This window comes from uncultured Microbulbifer sp. (assembly GCF_913055755.1).
Lineage (GTDB): Bacteria > Pseudomonadota > Gammaproteobacteria > Pseudomonadales > Cellvibrionaceae > Microbulbifer.
Map to the genome: position 1 here is coordinate 1 of NZ_CAJXKH010000087.1, position 15,847 is coordinate 15,847.

A 15,847-nucleotide genomic window follows, 5' to 3' on the forward strand; every position below is an offset into this window, starting at 1 on the left:
CCCGCGCCCTGGGCGCGCAGCACCAACGCCGCGCCGAAGCCGATGGCCCCGCCACCCAGCACCAGGCAGCGCGCCTTGTCGAGCGGACGGTTCAGCGCGCGTTTCGCCAGCCGCACCGCGTGCCAGCCGCAGGCGATGGGCTCGGCCAGCGCGGCCTTCTCGGTCGGCACGGCCCTCGCGGCCCGCAGCCTGCTCCGGCCGACATTGCGCCTGGTCGAGCCGCTGCTGCGCTCCGCCTTCGGCGTGGCCGGTCGCCTGGGCGCCACGTTCGCCGATCACAGCGCCAGTCGCAACGGCGTGGCGGTCGGCACGGTCGTCGTCGGGACCGGCTTGGTGATCGGTGTCGGCTCGATGGTGTCGGGCATCAACCAGATCGTCTCCGACTGGGTGGATACGACGATCGTCGGGGACCTGTTCGTGACCTCGCCGGTCTCCTTCCCGACCGACTTCGAAGCCGCGGCGGCCGAGATCGACGGCGTGGACCAGGTGTCCGGCGTCGGGATCCGCGTGGTGCGCTTCCAGCCGGAGGATCAGCCGCGCGGCCGCAGCGTCGCCCTGATCCTCGTCGATCCCGACCGCTTCGACCCCGACGGAGGCTTCGGAAGCTTCCAGTACATCCAGGGTCAGGGGGACGACGCCGCAGGCTACGAGGCGCTCGTCGATCCGCAGTCCGTGCTGGTCGCCAGCACGATCCAGGAGCGCTTCGGCTTGAGCCGCGGCGACGAGATCGTGCTGCGCACCTCGGACGGCTTCGAGCCGTTCACGATCGGTGGCGTCGTGGTCGACTTCACCGGCGGCGGCGAGACGATCGTCGCCTCGATCGACCGGATGGACCGGTTCGGCGGGGGGACGCCCGACCTGTTCGTCCTGACGGTCGATCCGGGCGAGGACGTGCGCGAGGTGCGGCAGCGTCTGCTGGACGCCTTCCCTCAGCTGTACCTCGACGCGACCCCCAACGACGAGTACCGGGCGGAGATCGTCGCCCTCAGCCAACGCACCTTCACGACGACCAACACGCTCCTGATCCTGGCGGTGGCCATCGCCGCGCTGGGCGTCGCCAACACGCTCGGCATGAACCTTTCGTCCCGCATGCGCGAGATGGCGACGCTGCGAACCCTGGGCCTGACGCGCTCCGGCTTGCGCCGCGTCGTGATCGCCGAGGGCCTGGTGGTCGTGCTGCTCGGCAGCCTGCTGGGCGTGGCGTTCGGCCTGCTGCTGGCCGACGTGGTCACCAGCGGCGCGGCGGCGCTGACCGGCTACTACATCCGTCCCGTGCTTCCCTGGACGCTGGTCGCGATCGCGTTGGCGGCCGCGCCGGCGGTCGGACTGCTGGCCTCGCTGCTGCCGGCCCGTCGCGCCGCCCAGCTGCCGCCCGTCGTCGCTCTGAGAGGAACCGAATGACCGACGCCGCTCCGTCCGCCGTGCCTGCGCTCGAGGTCGAGGGGATCCGCAAGATCTACCGCCTGGGCGAGGTCGAGATTCGCGCTCTGGACGACGTCTCGTTGCAGGTCGCGCCGGGAAGCTTCGTGGCGGTCATGGGTCCGTCGGGCAGCGGCAAGTCGACGCTGCTGCACCTCATGGGACTGCTGGACGCGCCCGACGCCGGCGTCGTGCGCATCCGTGGCACCGACACCGGCGGCTTGGACGACGACGCGCTGACGGCGCTGCGCCGCGACGAGATCGGGTTCGTGTTCCAGACCTTCGAGTTGATCCCGAACCTGTCGGCGCGCGAGAACGCCTTGCTGCCGGCGGAGGTCGCCGGTCGGCTGGAGCCGGCGCAGGCTCGCTTGGCCACGCTGGGGGCGCGCCTCGGCATCGCCGACCGTCTGGACCACCGGCCGGCGCAGCTCTCCGGCGGTCAGCGGCAGCGCGTCGCGCTGGCGCGTGCGCTCGTCGTGGAACCGGCGATCCTGTTCGCCGACGAACCGACCGGCAATCTCGACGCCACCACCGGCGAACAGATCGTCGACCTGATGTTCTCCCTGCACCGCGAGCGCGGGACCACACTCGTCATGGTGACCCACGATCTCGCGCTCGCCGAACGCAGCGGCCGCGTGATCGCCATGCGCGACGGCGAGATCGACGGCGCCTCTGTGCACCACACGCAGATTGCTGCCCAATGACAGATGCGGCGGCATCGGGCGGTCCGGATCCCCTGGCGGCGATCGCGCGCCGGCTCCCCCTGCCGCTTCGGTTCGCCCTGCGCGAACTGCGCGGCGGTCTCCGGGGCTTCTATGTATTCATCGGCTGCATCGCGCTCGGCGTCGCGGCGATCGCTTCGGTCGGGTCGGTGTCCCGCTCGCTGGTCAACGGCATTTCCGAAGAAGGGCAGGCGATCCTGGGTGGCGACCTGACGTTTTCGGTCATCCACCGGCAGCTCGAAGCGGACCAGCTGACCTATCTCGACTCTCTGGGACGCGTCTCGGAAATCGCCACCCTGCGGGCCATGGCCCGGACGCCGGACTCAGGCGCCCAGACGCTGATAGAACTCAAGGCCGTCGACGGCGCCTATCCCCTGTTCGGCACCTTCGAGATCGAGGGCGACGGCGAAGCGGCCGGCGGCGATCTGCATGACCTGATTTCGGCCACCGGAGAAAAGCCCGGCCTCGTCGCTGACGCCGGCCTCGCCGAGCGCCTGGGAATTGAGGTGGGCGATGCCGTTTCGATCGGCAACGCCGAGTTCGTCCTAAACGGCCTCATCGCCCGCGAACCCGACCGGCTCGGTAGCGGGCTCGGCTGGGGTCCGAGGGTCGTCATTTCAACCGAGGCGCTTGAGGCCACCGGCCTTGTACAGCCGGGCAGCCTCGTGCGCTGGCGCTACCGGGTCGCCCTGCCCGAGCCCGCGTCCGAATCCGACGTGGCCGCCGCCAAGACGCAGACGCAGGAAAAATACCCCGACGCAGGCTGGCGGATCCGCGACCGGTCCAACGCAGCGCCCGGCCTGCGCGACCAGATCTACCGTTTCACCATGTTCCTGACGCTCGTCGGCCTGACCGCGCTGGTCGTCGGCGGTGTCGGCGTCGCCAACGCGGTCAGCGCCTATCTCGATGGCCGGCGCGGCACGATCGCGACGCTGAAGAGCCTCGGCGCCGGCGGCGGCATGATCTTTCGCAGCTATCTCGCCGAAATCCTGCTGCTCGCGCTCGCAGCGATCCTGATCGGGCTGATCGTCGGCGCGCTGACGCCGTGGCTCGCAGGCTCGGCACTGGCCAGCGTGCTGCCGGTCGCCGACGCGGTGCCCGGTGTTTACCCGGCCAAGCTCCTGCAGGCGCTCGCCTACGGCGTCCTGATCGCGCTGGCCTTTGCGCTGTGGCCGTTGGGCCGGGCCCGCGAGGTGCCGGCAACGGCGCTCTACCGCGAACATGTCGCCGCCGTCCGGGCGCGGCCGCGCTTCGTCTACATCGCCGCACTCGCGGCAATCCTGCTGGCCCTGATCGGTCTGACCGTCGGCCTGGCCTACGAGCCCTTCATGGCAGCGCTGTTCGTCGGCGGCACGGTCGCCGCCTTCGTGGTGCTCCGGCTCGTCGGCGTCGGCATCATGGCGCTCGCACGCCGCATCCCGCACAGTCGCTGGCTGGAATGGCGGCTCGCCGTCGCCGCGATCCATCGCCCGGGCGCCGTCACGCCGAGCGTCGTCCTGTCGCTCGGCCTCGGATTGACGCTGCTCGTCACCATCGCGCTGATCGACGGCAACCTGACCCGCCAGCTCACGGTCGCCCTGCCTGACCGCGCGCCGAGCTTCTTCTTCCTCGACATCCCCCGTGGCGATGCCGAGGCGTTCCGCGAAACGGTGTCCGCGACGGTTCCCGACGGCAGGGTCGAGGAGGTGCCGATGCTGCGCGGCCGCTTCGTGTCGCTGAAGGGCATCCCGGTCGCCGACTATCCCGCGCCGCCGGAAGCGGGCTGGGTGCTGCGCGGCGACCGCGGCATCACCTATTCGGAAACGCCACCCGAGAACGGCAGGATCGTCGCCGGCGAGTGGTGGCCCTCGGACTACGACGGTCCGCCACTCGTCTCCTTCGCCGACGAGATCGCCGGTGAGCTCGGTCTCGCCATCGGCGACGAAGTCGAGGTCAACGTGCTCGGCCGCCCGATCACCGCGAAGATCGCCAATCTCCGGACGGTCGACTGGACGTCGCTGTCGATCAACTTCGTCATGGTGTTCTCGCCGAACACCTTCGCCGGCGCGCCGCACATGGTGCTTGCCACGGTGACCATGCCCGAGGGCGCCCGCTCCGACAGCGAGCTTGCCGTCATGCGCGAGGTGACGCGGGCGTTCCCAACGGTGACTTCGGTGCGGGTCAAGGAAGCGCTCGATACGATCAACAGCCTCGTGCGCCGGCTCGCCTGGGCGGTCCGGGCCGCGAGCGGACTGACCATCGCGGCCGGCATCCTGGTGCTCGCCGGAGCACTCGCCGCCAGCCACCGCCACCGCATCCATGACGCGGTCGTGCTCAAGACGCTTGGCGCCACACGGCGGCGCCTCATCGGCGCCTACGTGCTCGAATTCGCGCTTGTTGGGGCGGTTACTGCCGTTTTCGCGCTGGCGGCCGGCACGATCGCGGCGATGATCGTGATCGAACAGGTCATGGAGCTCGATTTCGCCTTCCTGCCCCTCGTCGCGGTCGGCGCAGTCGGCGGCGCACTGGTTCTGACCGTTGGCCTGGGGCTGGCGGGCACATGGCGGGTTCTAGGCCGTAAGCCGGCAGCCTATCTGCGCGATCTCTAGGCGCGCACGCCCGGCGCCCGATCCTAAAAGATTCGTAAGGTTTTTCGGGCTCGAATCCGCGCGCAGACACTTGCCGCCCCGCGCGGTTATGACCATATTCGTCTCGGAAACCAATAACCGGGACTATCAACCTCAGGGGAATCCCATGGCGGAATACGACAAACAGGCTGCCCGCAGCTACGGCATGGGCGCCTCCGGCGGCATCATCAACCTGGTGACCCGTCAGCCGAGTGACGAATTCCAGCAGAGCATCCGCGTGGAGTCTTCGCTGCAGCCGGACGAGCTGGGCGACACCCTGGGCTACAACGGCAGTTACAGCCTGTCCGGCAAGGTGGATGCGGTGGATGTACTGGCCAGCGTGAGCTACCGCAACAGCGGCATCAGCTATGACGCCAACGGTGACGTTGTCGGTTTCGACAACACCCAGGGCGACACCATGGACAGCGATTCCATCAACGCCTTTATCAAGACCGGCTACAACTGGGACGACCAGCGCCTGCAGCTGACCGTCAATCACTACCTGGTTGAGGGCAACAACAACTGGCTGAGCGTCGATGGCGATATCGATGCGGGCATCCCCACCACCGCGATCGAGACGGATGTACCGGGCAAATCCCCGTCCAACGAAGTCACCACCATCAACCTGCAGTACACCAACGAGGACATCTTCGGCCAGAAGTTGCGCGCGCAGGTATTTTCCCAGGACTTCGCCGGAACCTACGGCGGCACCCCCAGCGGCACTTTCCAGGACCCCGCTTACGGTGAAGTGGTGTTCGACCAGTCCCAGAACAACTCGGAAAAGCGCGGCCTCAAGCTGACCCTGATCAAGGACCAGATCGCCGGCGCGCCGGTAAGCCTCGCCTACGGTGTCGACCTGCTGGAGGATGAAACCTGGCAGCAGCTGATCCTGACCGGCCGCGCTTGGGTACCGCCCACCCAGTACAAGAATATCGCCCCCTATGCGCAGGCAGAATTCACCGGCATCGAGCGCGTCACCATCACTGCCGGTGTGCGCCACGAGATCTCCGAGTTGAAAGTCGACGACTTCACCACCCTCTATTCCTATAACGGTGGCCAGTTCGTCAAAGGCGGCAACCCGGAGTTCAGCGAGACCCTGGGCAATATCGGCGCGACTTACGAGATCAGCGACGCCTGGCGGGTATACGCCAACTACTCCGAAGGCTTTTCCATGCCGGACGTGGGCCGGGTGCTGCGCGGTATCAACCAGCCGGACCAGGATGTGGAAACCTTCCTGGACATGCAGCCGATCCTGACCGAGAACCAGGAACTGGGCGTGGACTTCAGCGTGGAGCAGTTCGCCCTGCAGCTGGCTTACTACACCTCGGATTCGGATTTCGGTCAGCGCCTGGCACTGGGCAGCGATGGCATCTACAGCGTGAAGCGCGAAAAGACCGAGATCGATGGTGTGGAACTGCGCGGCCAGTGGTTTGCCAGCGATAGCGATACCCTGGAAGCCCGCTACGCCTATACCGACGGTCGCTACGATTCCGACCAGGACGGCCGCGTGGATACCGATCTCGACGGCCGCAACATTGCCCCCAACCGCTTCAACCTGAGCTGGGCGCGCAGCTGGAGCGACAGTTTCAGCACCCGCCTGCAGGCCAACTGGCTGCTGGACCGCGACTTTGAAAACGCCGCAGGCGATGTCACCAAGGAGTTCGACGGCTACGCCATTATCGACGCCAGCGCGCAGCTGCAGGCCCTGGGTGGCGAGTTCGCCCTGGGTATCCAGAACCTGACCAACGAAGACTACTTCACCTACTACTCCCAGACTGCGGGCAACGACATCCGCAACTTCAAGGGCCTGGGGCGCAACGTGAGCCTGTCTTACTCGAAGGTTTTCTGATTCGTGCGACGCGTTTTTTTCATCCTGCACAAGTACGCAGGCCTGACCCTGGGCCTGCTGCTTTCCCTGATCGGACTCACCGGCAGCCTGCTGGTGTTCGATCACGCGCTGGATGAAAAACTCGCGCCGGAAACCGTAACCTTCAACCCGTCCGAGCAGCCCGCCAGTTTCGCGGAGATTTTCGCAGCGGCGCAGGCGGCGGTGCCCGGCAACCCGCAACCCACCCGCCTGATGACACCGCGCCAACCCGGCAGTCCGTTCGTGGTGCGCCTGCCCAAGCCGGAGGGCGCACCGGGTCCGATCGAGGTGGCGGTTTCTCCCACCGACGCGGAAGTACTCGCGGTGCGCGGCTGGGGTACCTCCGGTTACGCGATGACGTGGGTTTACCGCCTGCACTACACCCTGTTGAGCGGCAACAATGGCAAAACCATCGTCGGGTTTATGGGGCTGCTGCTGATGGTGTTCTGCATCACCGGCGCAGTACTCTGGTGGCCGAAAAAGAGTCGTCGCAACGGTAGAAATTGGAAGCGCGCCTTCAGCATTTCCCGTAGCGGCAATCGCTTCCGCTTTTACTTTGATATACACCAGGTATTCGGCATCTACTTCCTGCCGCTGTTGCTGGTAATCAGTTTCTCCGGGGTCACCCTGGTGTTTCCCCAGCAGGTACGGGCGGTAGTGGGCACGCTGTTTACCACCGAGCCACTGGCAGCGTTACCGGAATCCGCCGCCAGCAACGGCGCGCCGATATCGCCCGACACCGCGGCAGCCATCGGCCAGCAGGTTTTCCCCGACGGCGAGTTGAAGCGGATTTACCTGCCCCGCAACGAGCGCGACAGCTTTGGCCTTTCCTACCGCGCCGCGGGCGAGGTCTGGGACAACTACGGGGCAAGCTTCGTGCGCCTGGATCAATACACCGGGGAAGTGTTGATGGTGGAAAATGTCAGCGAGATCCCCCTCGGCAACAAGATCCTGCGCTGGCAGTTCCCGCTGCACAACGGCGATGCCCTGGGGCTTCTGGGGCGCTGGCTGGTGCTGCTGGCGGGGCTGACACCCGCGTTGCTGTTCGGCACCGGCTGCTATCTCTGGTGGCAGAAGCGCCGACTGAAGCAGGCTGCCACCAGCGCCACCCCCGCCACGGCAGGGGCACAAGCTTCCCCCGCCAGTCTGTAGCCACCCGCCCCCGTTGCGATATCCGTTTCTATTCTTGTCTAAATAGCCGCAGCGGCTTTATATCCGTAATATCCCTGGCGGTTGTGCGTCTGCCGCGCCCGAGCTGGCGCGAAAATTGAAAGTCGTATTATTCAACCAAGAAGGTTATTCCCCCTCTATACACTGGAAAGGAGTTCCGAGTGAAAGCTGTTGGCCTGCATCAATACCTGCCCATCGACAATGAAGACGCCCTGGTAGATTTCCAGATCGACCGCCCCGAGCCCGGCCCGCGGGACCTGCTGGTGGCGGTAAAATCCATCGCGGTAAACCCGGTGGATACCAAGGTACGCGCGCCGAAAGAAACGCCGGTAACGGAAACCACACCGAAAATCCTGGGCTGGGATGCCGCCGGCGAAGTCGTCGCCGTGGGTAGCGCGGTGGCGCATTACCAGGTCGGGGACCAGGTGTTTTACGCCGGGGATATCACCCGCCCCGGCTGCAATAGCGAATTCCAACTGGTGGACGAGCGTATCGTTGGCCGTATGCCCCGCACCCAGGACTACGCCGCTGCCGCCGCCCTGCCCCTGACCAGCCTGACCGCGTGGGAGGCGCTGTTCGAGCGGCTGGGCATTTCCGCCAGCGGCGACGATGCGGGCAAGTCCCTCCTGATTATTGGCGGTGCCGGCGGCGTGGGTTCCATTGCCATCCAGCTGGCGTGCACCCTCGCCAGACTCAAGGTCATCGCCACCGCCTCGCGCACCAAGTCCAGCATGTGGATCAAGCAGATGGGGGCACAGCATGTGGTCAATCACCGCAACCCGGTGGATGAAGAACTGCAGGATATCGGTATAGACGCGGTGGATTACATCCTGTGCCTGAACAATACCGACCAGCACTTTCCGGCCATGGCCAATGCAATCAAGCCCCAGGGTAAAATCTGCACCATCGTGGAAAACAGTGGCCCCCTGGAAGTCGGCCTGCTGAAATCCAAGAGTGCGACCTTCGTGTGGGAGTTTATGTTCACCCGCAGCATGTTCCAGACCGAGGACATGATTCGCCAGCAGGAAATTCTCAACCGGATAGCACAACTGATTGACAGTGAGGAACTGGTAACCACGGTCGGAGATACCATCGAACCGATCAACGCGGCCAACTTGCGACTGGCGCACAAGCAGATCGAGAGTGGCCGGACCATTGGCAAGCTGGTATTGAGTGGCTGGGATTAAATTCAGGGAAAGGGCTTTCTATTCTTCCAGCATTGCCCCGGAAGCTTTTACCGTACCGGGCCGAGGGGACATTGCTCTGTGAATGTCCTCGGCCCTGTCGATATCCAGCAAGATACCCTCGTCCTCCACATCCACAACAATTAGTGCCTGCGAATGGGCAGCGATCACCTGTCTGGCGCCGTCTTCCCCGGAAATACCCCGTAAATCTGACCACAGGTCACGACCAAACAGGACAGGGTGCCCGAGCCGCCCGCGGTAGCGGGGGCGAACGATGCTAGCGGCGCTGCTGTACCGCAATAGATTTGCGGCGGTGTCCGCGCGAATGGCGGGCATGTCCCCCAACAGGATGGCAACACTGTGGATAGGCTTTAGCCGCGGGTTTTCCTGCACCGCCCGGATGGCGTCGGCGATGCTGGCGCCGAGGCCCTGCACCGCGTTGGGCGCGCGCAAGACCATGCACTCATCCGGTATACCCAGTGCAGAGGGACTTTCCTGCGGGCGTATCACCGCCGCCAGCAGGCAGCGCCCTCGGCAGTCGGTAAATGCCGGTTTAATTGCAGCCAGGGTAGTACCCAACAGGGTACCGCCGCCCGCCAACTGCACAGTGCGCTTGTCGTCGCAACCAAAGCGCCGGGAAAACCCCGCCGCCATTACCACCCCCAGGGTGTTACCCAGTGCCTGCTGCCGCCGGGGTTCAACGGGAATTTCGGGGTTGTGATCGCAAGGGTCGCGATTGCGAGGATCAGAGTGCATCGCGCTCGATGCCCCGCTGCACGCGCAGAATATCCGCCATCACCGCCAGCGCAATTTCCGCAGGCGTTTTGCTGCCCAGGGCGAGGCCGATGGGCATATGGATTTTTTCCACTTCCTCCGCGGTCAATCCGCCGGCGGATAACAGGCGCGCGGCGCGCTTGTCGGAGGTGCGTCGGGAGCCCATCACGCCGATATAAAACGCCTCGGTTTTGACCGCTTCCATCATCGCCAGGTCATCGATGCGCGGGTCGTGGGTCATGGCCACCACCGCGGTCTGCTGGTGGCAGTTACCGGACCCGGCAATAAACAGCGCGGGGAACGCCTTTTCCAGCCGCACGCCCGGCATGTTGAAATCCCGATATTCGGCCTCCCGCGGCTCACACACGATGACCTCATAGCCCAGGGGGACGGCAAATTCCGCACAGGCCCGGGTAACACTGGAGAGCCCGGCAATAATCAGGCGCAACGCGGGCCCCACACGGATGTGTACATCTTCCTCGGTAACCTCTACGCGGTCGCCCCCGCAGTTGCCCGCGGGCAGTAACTCGCTATGGCCTTCACCCAGGGAAACCCGGCGTATTTTCTGCGCCTGGCCACGCAATACTGCCAGCAGTTCCGCCAGGTGCTGCCGATTGCAGTCGCCGGGTTCGAGGCGCTCGATCAGTACCTGCAGTATTCCGCCGCAGGGCAGATGCACCCGGGAACGGTTGCCGTCACCCGGTTCCTGGCTCTGTTCCCCGTAGCGTTCGACGCACACCCGCTGGCTGAATTCGCCGCACCCCAGGCGCGCGAGAAAATCCTCTTCGACACAACCACCGGATAGCGAGCCCAGGTGGCGGCCATCGGCCCGCGCAACCATGATGGATCCCGGTGCGCGCGGCGAGGAACCAAAGGTGGCGAGCACGGTGCACAGCCAGACCGTCTCGCCGGAATCCAGCCATGCCAGCGCCTGTTCCAGCACCCGTGCATCGAGATGCTGCATACCGCTCCCCACTCAGCTTTTCAGTTGATCCGCCACCGGCAGGCTGCGTATGCGTTTACCGGTAGCGGCAAAAATCGCATTACACAGGGCCGGCGCAACCGGTGGCAGGCCCGGCTCGCCGACACCGCCAATGGGAATATCCAGGCTGTTGTTGACCGCGTACGTGTGAATTTCCCTGGGCGCCTCGTTGATGCGCGGCACCAGGTACTGGTGGAAATTATCCTGCTGGATGCGGCCGTCTTTGGCGGTGATCTCGGTCATCAGCGCAATGCCCACGCCCATAACACAGGCGCCTTCGAGCTGCGCGGCAACGCGATCGGGATTGACCTGCGGGCCGCAGTCGAAAGCAATATCCGCCCGGTGCACCACAACCTCACCACCTTCGGTCACTTCGACATCCATCACGATTGCGCAGTAAGACACGAAACTGTTGTGCACCGCCAGACCGAGGCCGCGGTTGGGCGGCATTTTCTTGCCCCAGCCCGCTTCTTTCGTCGCCCGCTCGATCACGCCGCGGTAGCGGGCGGTATCGATGGGGTAGCGCGCCGGGTCTTCGCCGTAGTTGAAAATATCCTTCTTGCCGGGGTTGATTTGCCGGTCTGGGCCCAGCAGCTCCAACAGGAACTCACGGTGATCCTGCCCCGCCAGATGCGCCAGCTCGGCGGCAAAACTCTGTATCGCAAACGCGTGCGGCACGTTGTACACCGAGCGAAACCAGCCGATACGGATATGCCCTTCCGCCTCGCCATTCTCCTGCTGTATCGCCGGGATATCGAACGGCATATTGCGAATACCCATGCCCAGTTCCGAGTTGGACTGGTGATCGGCATCGGCCACAAACAGGGAGGAGATACTGGGCGCCAGGGAGCGGTGCAACCAGCCGGAAACCCGGTTGTTGTCGTCCAGGTAACCCTCCAGATGCTCCACCGCCACGGTGTGGAAAAATCCGTTGTGCAGGTCGTCTTCACGGGTCCACTGCACCCGTACCGGCCGCCCGTCCATCGCCCGGGACAGGTCCGCCGCCTCGAATACGTAATCCGGCTTGGCCTTGCGTCCGAAACCACCACCCATCAGGCCGCACTGGACGGTGACATTCTGCGGCTTCAGTTTGAGTCGCTTGGCAACCCCGTCGCGGGCAGCCTGGGGGTTCTGTACCGAGGTCCACACATCCGCCTTGTCGCCATCGATACGCACCATGGCCGCCATCGGCTCCATCGGTGCCTGGGCCATGTGCGGCGCGTAATAATCCACGCTCAGGGATTTGGCCGCAGCCTCGCGCGCGGATTGGATATCCCCCTGCTGGCCGGCAATCTCGCCGGGCTGTTGCGCGCGCTTTTCCAGCTCGGCGCGGAAGGCGACGGAGTCGTAGGTTGCATTGGCACCGGCGGGTTTATCGTCCCACTCGATCGCCAGCGCATTGCGCCCCTGAATCGCCGCCCAGGTGGATTCCGCCAGCACCGCGACACCGCCCATGGGTTCATAACCGGAGGGCTGGGTGGCGGTCGGCATCTGGATGACCTTGACCACCCCGGGCACCGCCAACGCTTTCTTGTCGTCAACGGACTTCACCGCCGAACCGTAGGAAGGTGGGCGCGCAATTACCGCATACAGCATGTTGTCCCAGCTGACATCGGCGGCAAACAACGCTTTGCCGTTGAGCATTTCCATGCCGTCCACCGCCAGTGGCTGGGCATCATTTTCCCGGGGAAAATCCTTCGGCTCGCGCATGATATAGCGCCACTGCTTCTGGCTTTTCAGCTTCAGGGATTTGCGCTCGGGTACCGGCAGCTCGGCGGCGGTAGCGGCCAGTTTTCCGAAAGAAAGTTCGCGCCTGCTCGGCCCGTGGATTACCCGGTGCACTTCGACCCGGCACTCCGACACCGGCACGCCCCACTGTTTGGCGGCGGCCTGCTCCAGCATGGTCCGGGCGGCGGCGCCGGCACGGCGCAGCGGGTCGAACCAGTGGCGCATGGAGCGGGAGCCATCGGTGTTCTGGTTACCGTACTTTTCCTCATTGGCAATTGCCTGTTCCACACGCACCCGCTGCCAGTCCGCACCCATCTCGTCGGCCATCACCATCACCACACTGGTGCGGATCCCCTGCCCCATCTCGCCGCGGTGATTGATGATCGTGACGGTGTCATCCGGCGCAATGCTGATAAATACATCGGGATTGTCTACCCAGCCGTGGGCCATGGCGTCTGCGCCATACTTGGCCTTGTCGTCGGGTTCCTCACTCTGGGCCAGTGCTGACGGTGTCCAGCGCGCGGCGATCACCAGTGCACCCGTTGCGGTGAGGCCTTTCAGAAAACGGCGCCGGCTGACATTGGCGATTTTTAATTCGTCTTCGCTGACCTGCCCGGAGCGCTGCTCGAGTGTCGTGTCGCTCATGCCTTCACCTCCGTAAACAGGGATTCGTCCACACTGACGCTGCCACTTTCAGCGGCGCGGTGAATCGCTTTGCGGATACGGGGGTAGGTGCCACAGCGACAGATATTGCCGCTCATCTGGCGGTCGATCTGTGCATCGTCGGGGTTCGGGTTGTTTTTCAACAAGGCAACGGCGCTCATGACCTGCCCGGCCTGACAGAAGCCGCACTGGGCAACCGCTTCGTCCATCCAGGCCCGCTGCACGCGCTGCCCCATGGGATCTTTTTCCATCGCCTCGATGGTGGTGATGTGCTTGCCCTCGGCCATGGAAATGGGGGTTACACAGGAGCGGATCGGGTTGCCATCCAAATGCACGGTACAGGCACCGCAAACCGCCACGCCACAACTGAAGCGTGTACCGGTCAGCTTGAGGGTATCCCGCAGCACCCAGAGGATTGGGGTGTCCGCTGGCACGTCCAGCGACCGGGATTCGCCGTTGACGGTGAGTTTTATCATTGTTCGATTCCTCCGCGCCCTCACGCGCACACAATTACTCACGTACCAAAGTAGAGCAACCGCGGGGAGGATTCAACGCACAATCCTGGCGATTGATTGCCTGTTCCTTTTACTGGGGAATAAATTGAAGGGCAGTGGAATATCACCGGAAGCCTGAAAATCCGGCGGGCATATTGCGGGAGATCAACAGCGGGTAGCAGTCACTGCCATTTTTCCAGCGCCTGCCGATCGCTGTCCCTGGCTGCCACCCAGGTGTCGCCGGCGTCACCGGATTCCAGTTTCCAGAACGGCGCCTCGGTCTTGAGGCGATCCATGATGTAGTGGCAGGCGGCAAATGCCGACTGGCGGTGGCTGCTGGTCACCCCTACGAACACGATATCCTCTTCCACCGCCATGGGACCCACCCGGTGCAGCAGGCGCACCCGGCCCAACTCCCAGCGGCTGCGTGCATCCGCGACGATGCGCTGCAGATTTTTTTGTGTCATCCCCGGGTAGTGTTCCAGGGCCAGCCCCGAGACGCCGGCACCGGCATTAAAATCGCGCACCGACCCCACAAACATTGCACAGGCGCCGTCGCTGCGGTTGTGCGCGCGCAGTGCAGCAAACTCCTCGGCGACGGCAAAGGATTCCGTGCGTACTTCAATAAAATCCACCGCCTCTTAACCTCCGGTGACCGGAGGAAAGAAAGCGACTTCGTCGCCATCCGCAACCGACGTGGTCGCACTGGCCATTTCCCGGTTCACCGCCGCCTGGATATCCGCGGCCATCAGCGGCGCCTGCCATTTCGGATTCTGCTCGCCCAGGTGTGCGCGCAGCTCGTCCACGCTGCCGGAAAAATTTTGCAGGCGGTATTCCGCGGTGCCCAGGCGTGCCCGCAGGCTGGCAAAAAACAAAACCTTAATCATGCTGCACCTCTTGTTGCCCGAACGTTTTATCGCGTGAAGTTTGCGGTAGCCAGTGCCCGCGCTTGCCACCGGATTTTTCCAGCAGTCTTGTGGGGCCGATTACCATCGCCGGGTCCACTGCCTTGCACATATCGTAAATGGTCAGCGCGGCCACCGCGGCGGCGGTCAGCGCCTCCATTTCCACTCCGGTGCGGCCGGCCAGACGGCAGTAGCTTGAAACCTGCACGGTGTTGTCGCCGGGCCGCAACGCAAAATTCACTTCCACCCTGGTGAGCGCCAGCGGGTGGCACAGGGGAATCAGATCGGCGGTTTTCTTCGCCGCCTGGATACCGGCGATGCGCGCCACCGCCAGAGCGTCGCCTTTCCTGTTGCTACCTTCCAGTAACAGCTCGAAAGCCTCCGCACTCATGCGCACCGAGCTCGCGGCGCGGGCACTGCGCCCGGTCACGGCCTTGTCGGTGACGTCCACCATATTGGCTTCACCGCGCGCGTTGAGATGGGTCAGCTGGCTCATTTCGCTACTCATCGCACTAACCCCGGGATGCGCAGGCCGGCTGCGCCGGGCGCATGTGCGGTACGAAATTGCAGGGGCCATGGCTCGCGTCCAGTTGCTCCTGCAGGATGCCTTCCCAGGCGGTGCGACAGGCACCGGTGGAGCCCGGCATGCAGCAGACCAGGGTGTGATTGGCAAGCCCGGCGAGCGCCCGCGACTGCACCGTGGAGCTGCCGATTTCGCGGAATGAAATCTGCCGGAACAGTTCGCCGAAGCCCTCCACGGTCTTGTCGAACAGGGGCTCCAGCGCCTCCGGGGTGGAGTCGCGCTCGGTAAAGCCGGTACCTCCGGTCACCAGTACTGCATGAATGTCCCCATCGGCAATCCAGCGGGAAACCACCGCGCGAATCTGGTAAATGTCATCGTGCACAATGCACCTGTCCGCCAGTGTGTGGCCGGCGGTCTGCAGTGACTCGGCCAGGTATTGCCCGGAGGTGTCGGTGTTTTCGGTGCGGGTATCGGATACGGTCAGCACCGCGATCTGAAGCGGCTCGAAAGCCTTTGCAGCGTGTCCAGCCATATTGCATCTCGTCCAGTGTGTTTTAGAAAAATTGCCGGAGCAGACTCAGCCGCCCAGCATTGCCAGATTGCGGGTGGCGCCGGTAACGCCACTGCCCAGCTGGTGCCCGGCGGTTTTGCCGCACACCGCCGCGCGGATCTGCTCTGCCAGTGCGCGGTGGTCGCCGGCGGCGATGGCATCGCGCAGGTCGACACCCTGCTCCGCAAACAGGCACAGGTGCAATGCGCCCTGGGCCGACATGCGCAGCCGGTTGCAGCTGGCACAGAAGTCGCGACTGT

The 15,847-nt window shown here is 64.5% G+C and carries 14 protein-coding genes and 1 pseudogene; 6 read left to right on the forward strand and 9 right to left on the reverse strand.

Annotation, left to right across the window (positions count from 1 at the left end; all coding sequences use genetic code 11):
- The 6 genes from QZ511_RS13420 to QZ511_RS13445 all read left to right on the forward strand — a co-directional run.
- Positions 1–1,401, forward strand: a 1,401-nt coding sequence (locus tag QZ511_RS13420) for an FtsX-like permease family protein (protein ID WP_295803063.1), incomplete at its 5' end; no start/stop codon positions are given.
- On the forward strand, positions 1,398–2,123 hold the full coding sequence (locus QZ511_RS13425) for an ABC transporter ATP-binding protein (RefSeq protein ID WP_295803065.1): 726 nt from the start codon (positions 1,398–1,400) through the stop codon (positions 2,121–2,123). The genes QZ511_RS13420 and QZ511_RS13425, both read left to right, overlap by 4 nt.
- Positions 2,120–4,729: an ABC transporter permease gene (locus tag QZ511_RS13430; RefSeq protein ID WP_295803067.1), complete on the forward strand. Its 2,610-nt coding sequence runs from the start codon at positions 2,120–2,122 to the stop codon at positions 4,727–4,729. The genes QZ511_RS13425 and QZ511_RS13430 overlap by 4 nt, the downstream gene beginning before the upstream one ends.
- 145 nt (positions 4,730–4,874) lie before the next feature.
- On the forward strand, positions 4,875–6,596 hold the full coding sequence (locus tag QZ511_RS13435; protein WP_295803068.1) for a TonB-dependent receptor: 1,722 nt from the start codon (positions 4,875–4,877) through the stop codon (positions 6,594–6,596).
- Positions 6,597–6,599: 3 nt separating this feature from the next.
- Positions 6,600–7,766, forward strand: coding sequence for a PepSY domain-containing protein (locus QZ511_RS13440; RefSeq protein WP_295803070.1), 1,167 nt, complete (start codon positions 6,600–6,602; stop codon positions 7,764–7,766).
- A 179-nt stretch (positions 7,767–7,945) separates the two neighbouring features.
- Entirely contained in the window at positions 7,946–8,971 is a 1,026-nt protein-coding gene (locus QZ511_RS13445) for a zinc-binding alcohol dehydrogenase family protein (RefSeq protein WP_295803072.1), read from the forward strand.
- A gap of 18 nt (positions 8,972–8,989) precedes the next feature.
- Here QZ511_RS13445 and QZ511_RS13450 read toward each other — a convergent pair whose 3' ends face one another.
- The 9 genes and pseudogenes from QZ511_RS13450 to moaA form a co-directional block, all read right to left on the reverse strand.
- Positions 8,990–9,724 (reverse strand): nucleotidyltransferase family protein, encoded by a 735-nt coding sequence (locus tag QZ511_RS13450; protein WP_295803073.1) that lies wholly within the window; start codon positions 9,722–9,724, stop codon positions 8,990–8,992.
- The gene (locus QZ511_RS13455) at positions 9,714–10,706 is read right to left on the reverse strand and encodes an XdhC family protein (protein ID WP_295803075.1); all 993 of its coding nucleotides are present in this window, start codon (positions 10,704–10,706) and stop codon (positions 9,714–9,716) included. The genes QZ511_RS13450 and QZ511_RS13455 overlap by 11 nt, the downstream gene beginning before the upstream one ends.
- 12 nt (positions 10,707–10,718) lie before the next feature.
- Positions 10,719–13,097, reverse strand: coding sequence for a molybdopterin cofactor-binding domain-containing protein (locus QZ511_RS13460; protein ID WP_295803076.1), 2,379 nt, complete (start codon positions 13,095–13,097; stop codon positions 10,719–10,721).
- A complete protein-coding gene (locus tag QZ511_RS13465; RefSeq protein WP_295803078.1) occupies positions 13,094–13,591 on the reverse strand; it encodes a (2Fe-2S)-binding protein in 498 nt (165 codons plus the stop codon). Before QZ511_RS13465 ends, QZ511_RS13460 begins: the two co-directional genes overlap by 4 nt.
- A 200-nt stretch (positions 13,592–13,791) precedes the next feature.
- Positions 13,792–14,244, reverse strand: coding sequence for a molybdopterin synthase catalytic subunit MoaE (gene moaE / locus QZ511_RS13470; RefSeq protein WP_295803079.1), 453 nt, complete (start codon positions 14,242–14,244; stop codon positions 13,792–13,794).
- Between the two features lie 6 nt (positions 14,245–14,250).
- A complete protein-coding gene (gene moaD / locus QZ511_RS13475) occupies positions 14,251–14,496 on the reverse strand; it encodes a molybdopterin converting factor subunit 1 (protein WP_295803081.1) in 246 nt (81 codons plus the stop codon).
- The gene (gene moaC, locus QZ511_RS13480) at positions 14,489–15,010 is read right to left on the reverse strand and encodes a cyclic pyranopterin monophosphate synthase MoaC (protein WP_295803085.1); all 522 of its coding nucleotides are present in this window, start codon (positions 15,008–15,010) and stop codon (positions 14,489–14,491) included. Before moaC ends, moaD begins: the two co-directional genes overlap by 8 nt.
- A gap of 16 nt (positions 15,011–15,026) precedes the next feature.
- Complete coding sequence (gene moaB, locus QZ511_RS13485; RefSeq protein ID WP_295803084.1) at positions 15,027–15,569, reverse strand: molybdenum cofactor biosynthesis protein B; 543 nt, start codon at positions 15,567–15,569, stop codon at positions 15,027–15,029.
- Between the two features lie 45 nt (positions 15,570–15,614).
- Positions 15,615–15,847: pseudogene (moaA, locus tag QZ511_RS13490) on the reverse strand (GTP 3',8-cyclase MoaA); the annotation flags it as partial.

What these genes read in the sequence shown, in the direction of transcription:
- QZ511_RS13460 (WP_295803076.1), bottom strand. Translation starts at nt 13,097, where the DNA reads ATGAGCGACACGACACTCGAGCAGCGCTCCGGGCAGGTCAGCGAAGAC.
- QZ511_RS13430 (WP_295803067.1), top strand. Translation starts at nt 2,120, where the DNA reads ATGACAGATGCGGCGGCATCGGGCGGTCCGGATCCCCTGGCGGCGATC.
- QZ511_RS13425 (WP_295803065.1), top strand. Translation starts at nt 1,398, where the DNA reads ATGACCGACGCCGCTCCGTCCGCCGTGCCTGCGCTCGAGGTCGAGGGG.
- moaD (WP_295803081.1), bottom strand. Translation starts at nt 14,496, where the DNA reads ATGATTAAGGTTTTGTTTTTTGCCAGCCTGCGGGCACGCCTGGGCACC.
- QZ511_RS13465 (WP_295803078.1), bottom strand. Translation starts at nt 13,591, where the DNA reads ATGATAAAACTCACCGTCAACGGCGAATCCCGGTCGCTGGACGTGCCA.
- QZ511_RS13435 (WP_295803068.1), top strand. Translation starts at nt 4,875, where the DNA reads ATGGCGGAATACGACAAACAGGCTGCCCGCAGCTACGGCATGGGCGCC.
- moaB (WP_295803084.1), bottom strand. Translation starts at nt 15,569, where the DNA reads ATGGCTGGACACGCTGCAAAGGCTTTCGAGCCGCTTCAGATCGCGGTG.
- moaC (WP_295803085.1), bottom strand. Translation starts at nt 15,010, where the DNA reads ATGAGCCAGCTGACCCATCTCAACGCGCGCGGTGAAGCCAATATGGTG.
- QZ511_RS13455 (WP_295803075.1), bottom strand. Translation starts at nt 10,706, where the DNA reads ATGCAGCATCTCGATGCACGGGTGCTGGAACAGGCGCTGGCATGGCTG.
- QZ511_RS13450 (WP_295803073.1), bottom strand. Translation starts at nt 9,724, where the DNA reads ATGCACTCTGATCCTCGCAATCGCGACCCTTGCGATCACAACCCCGAA.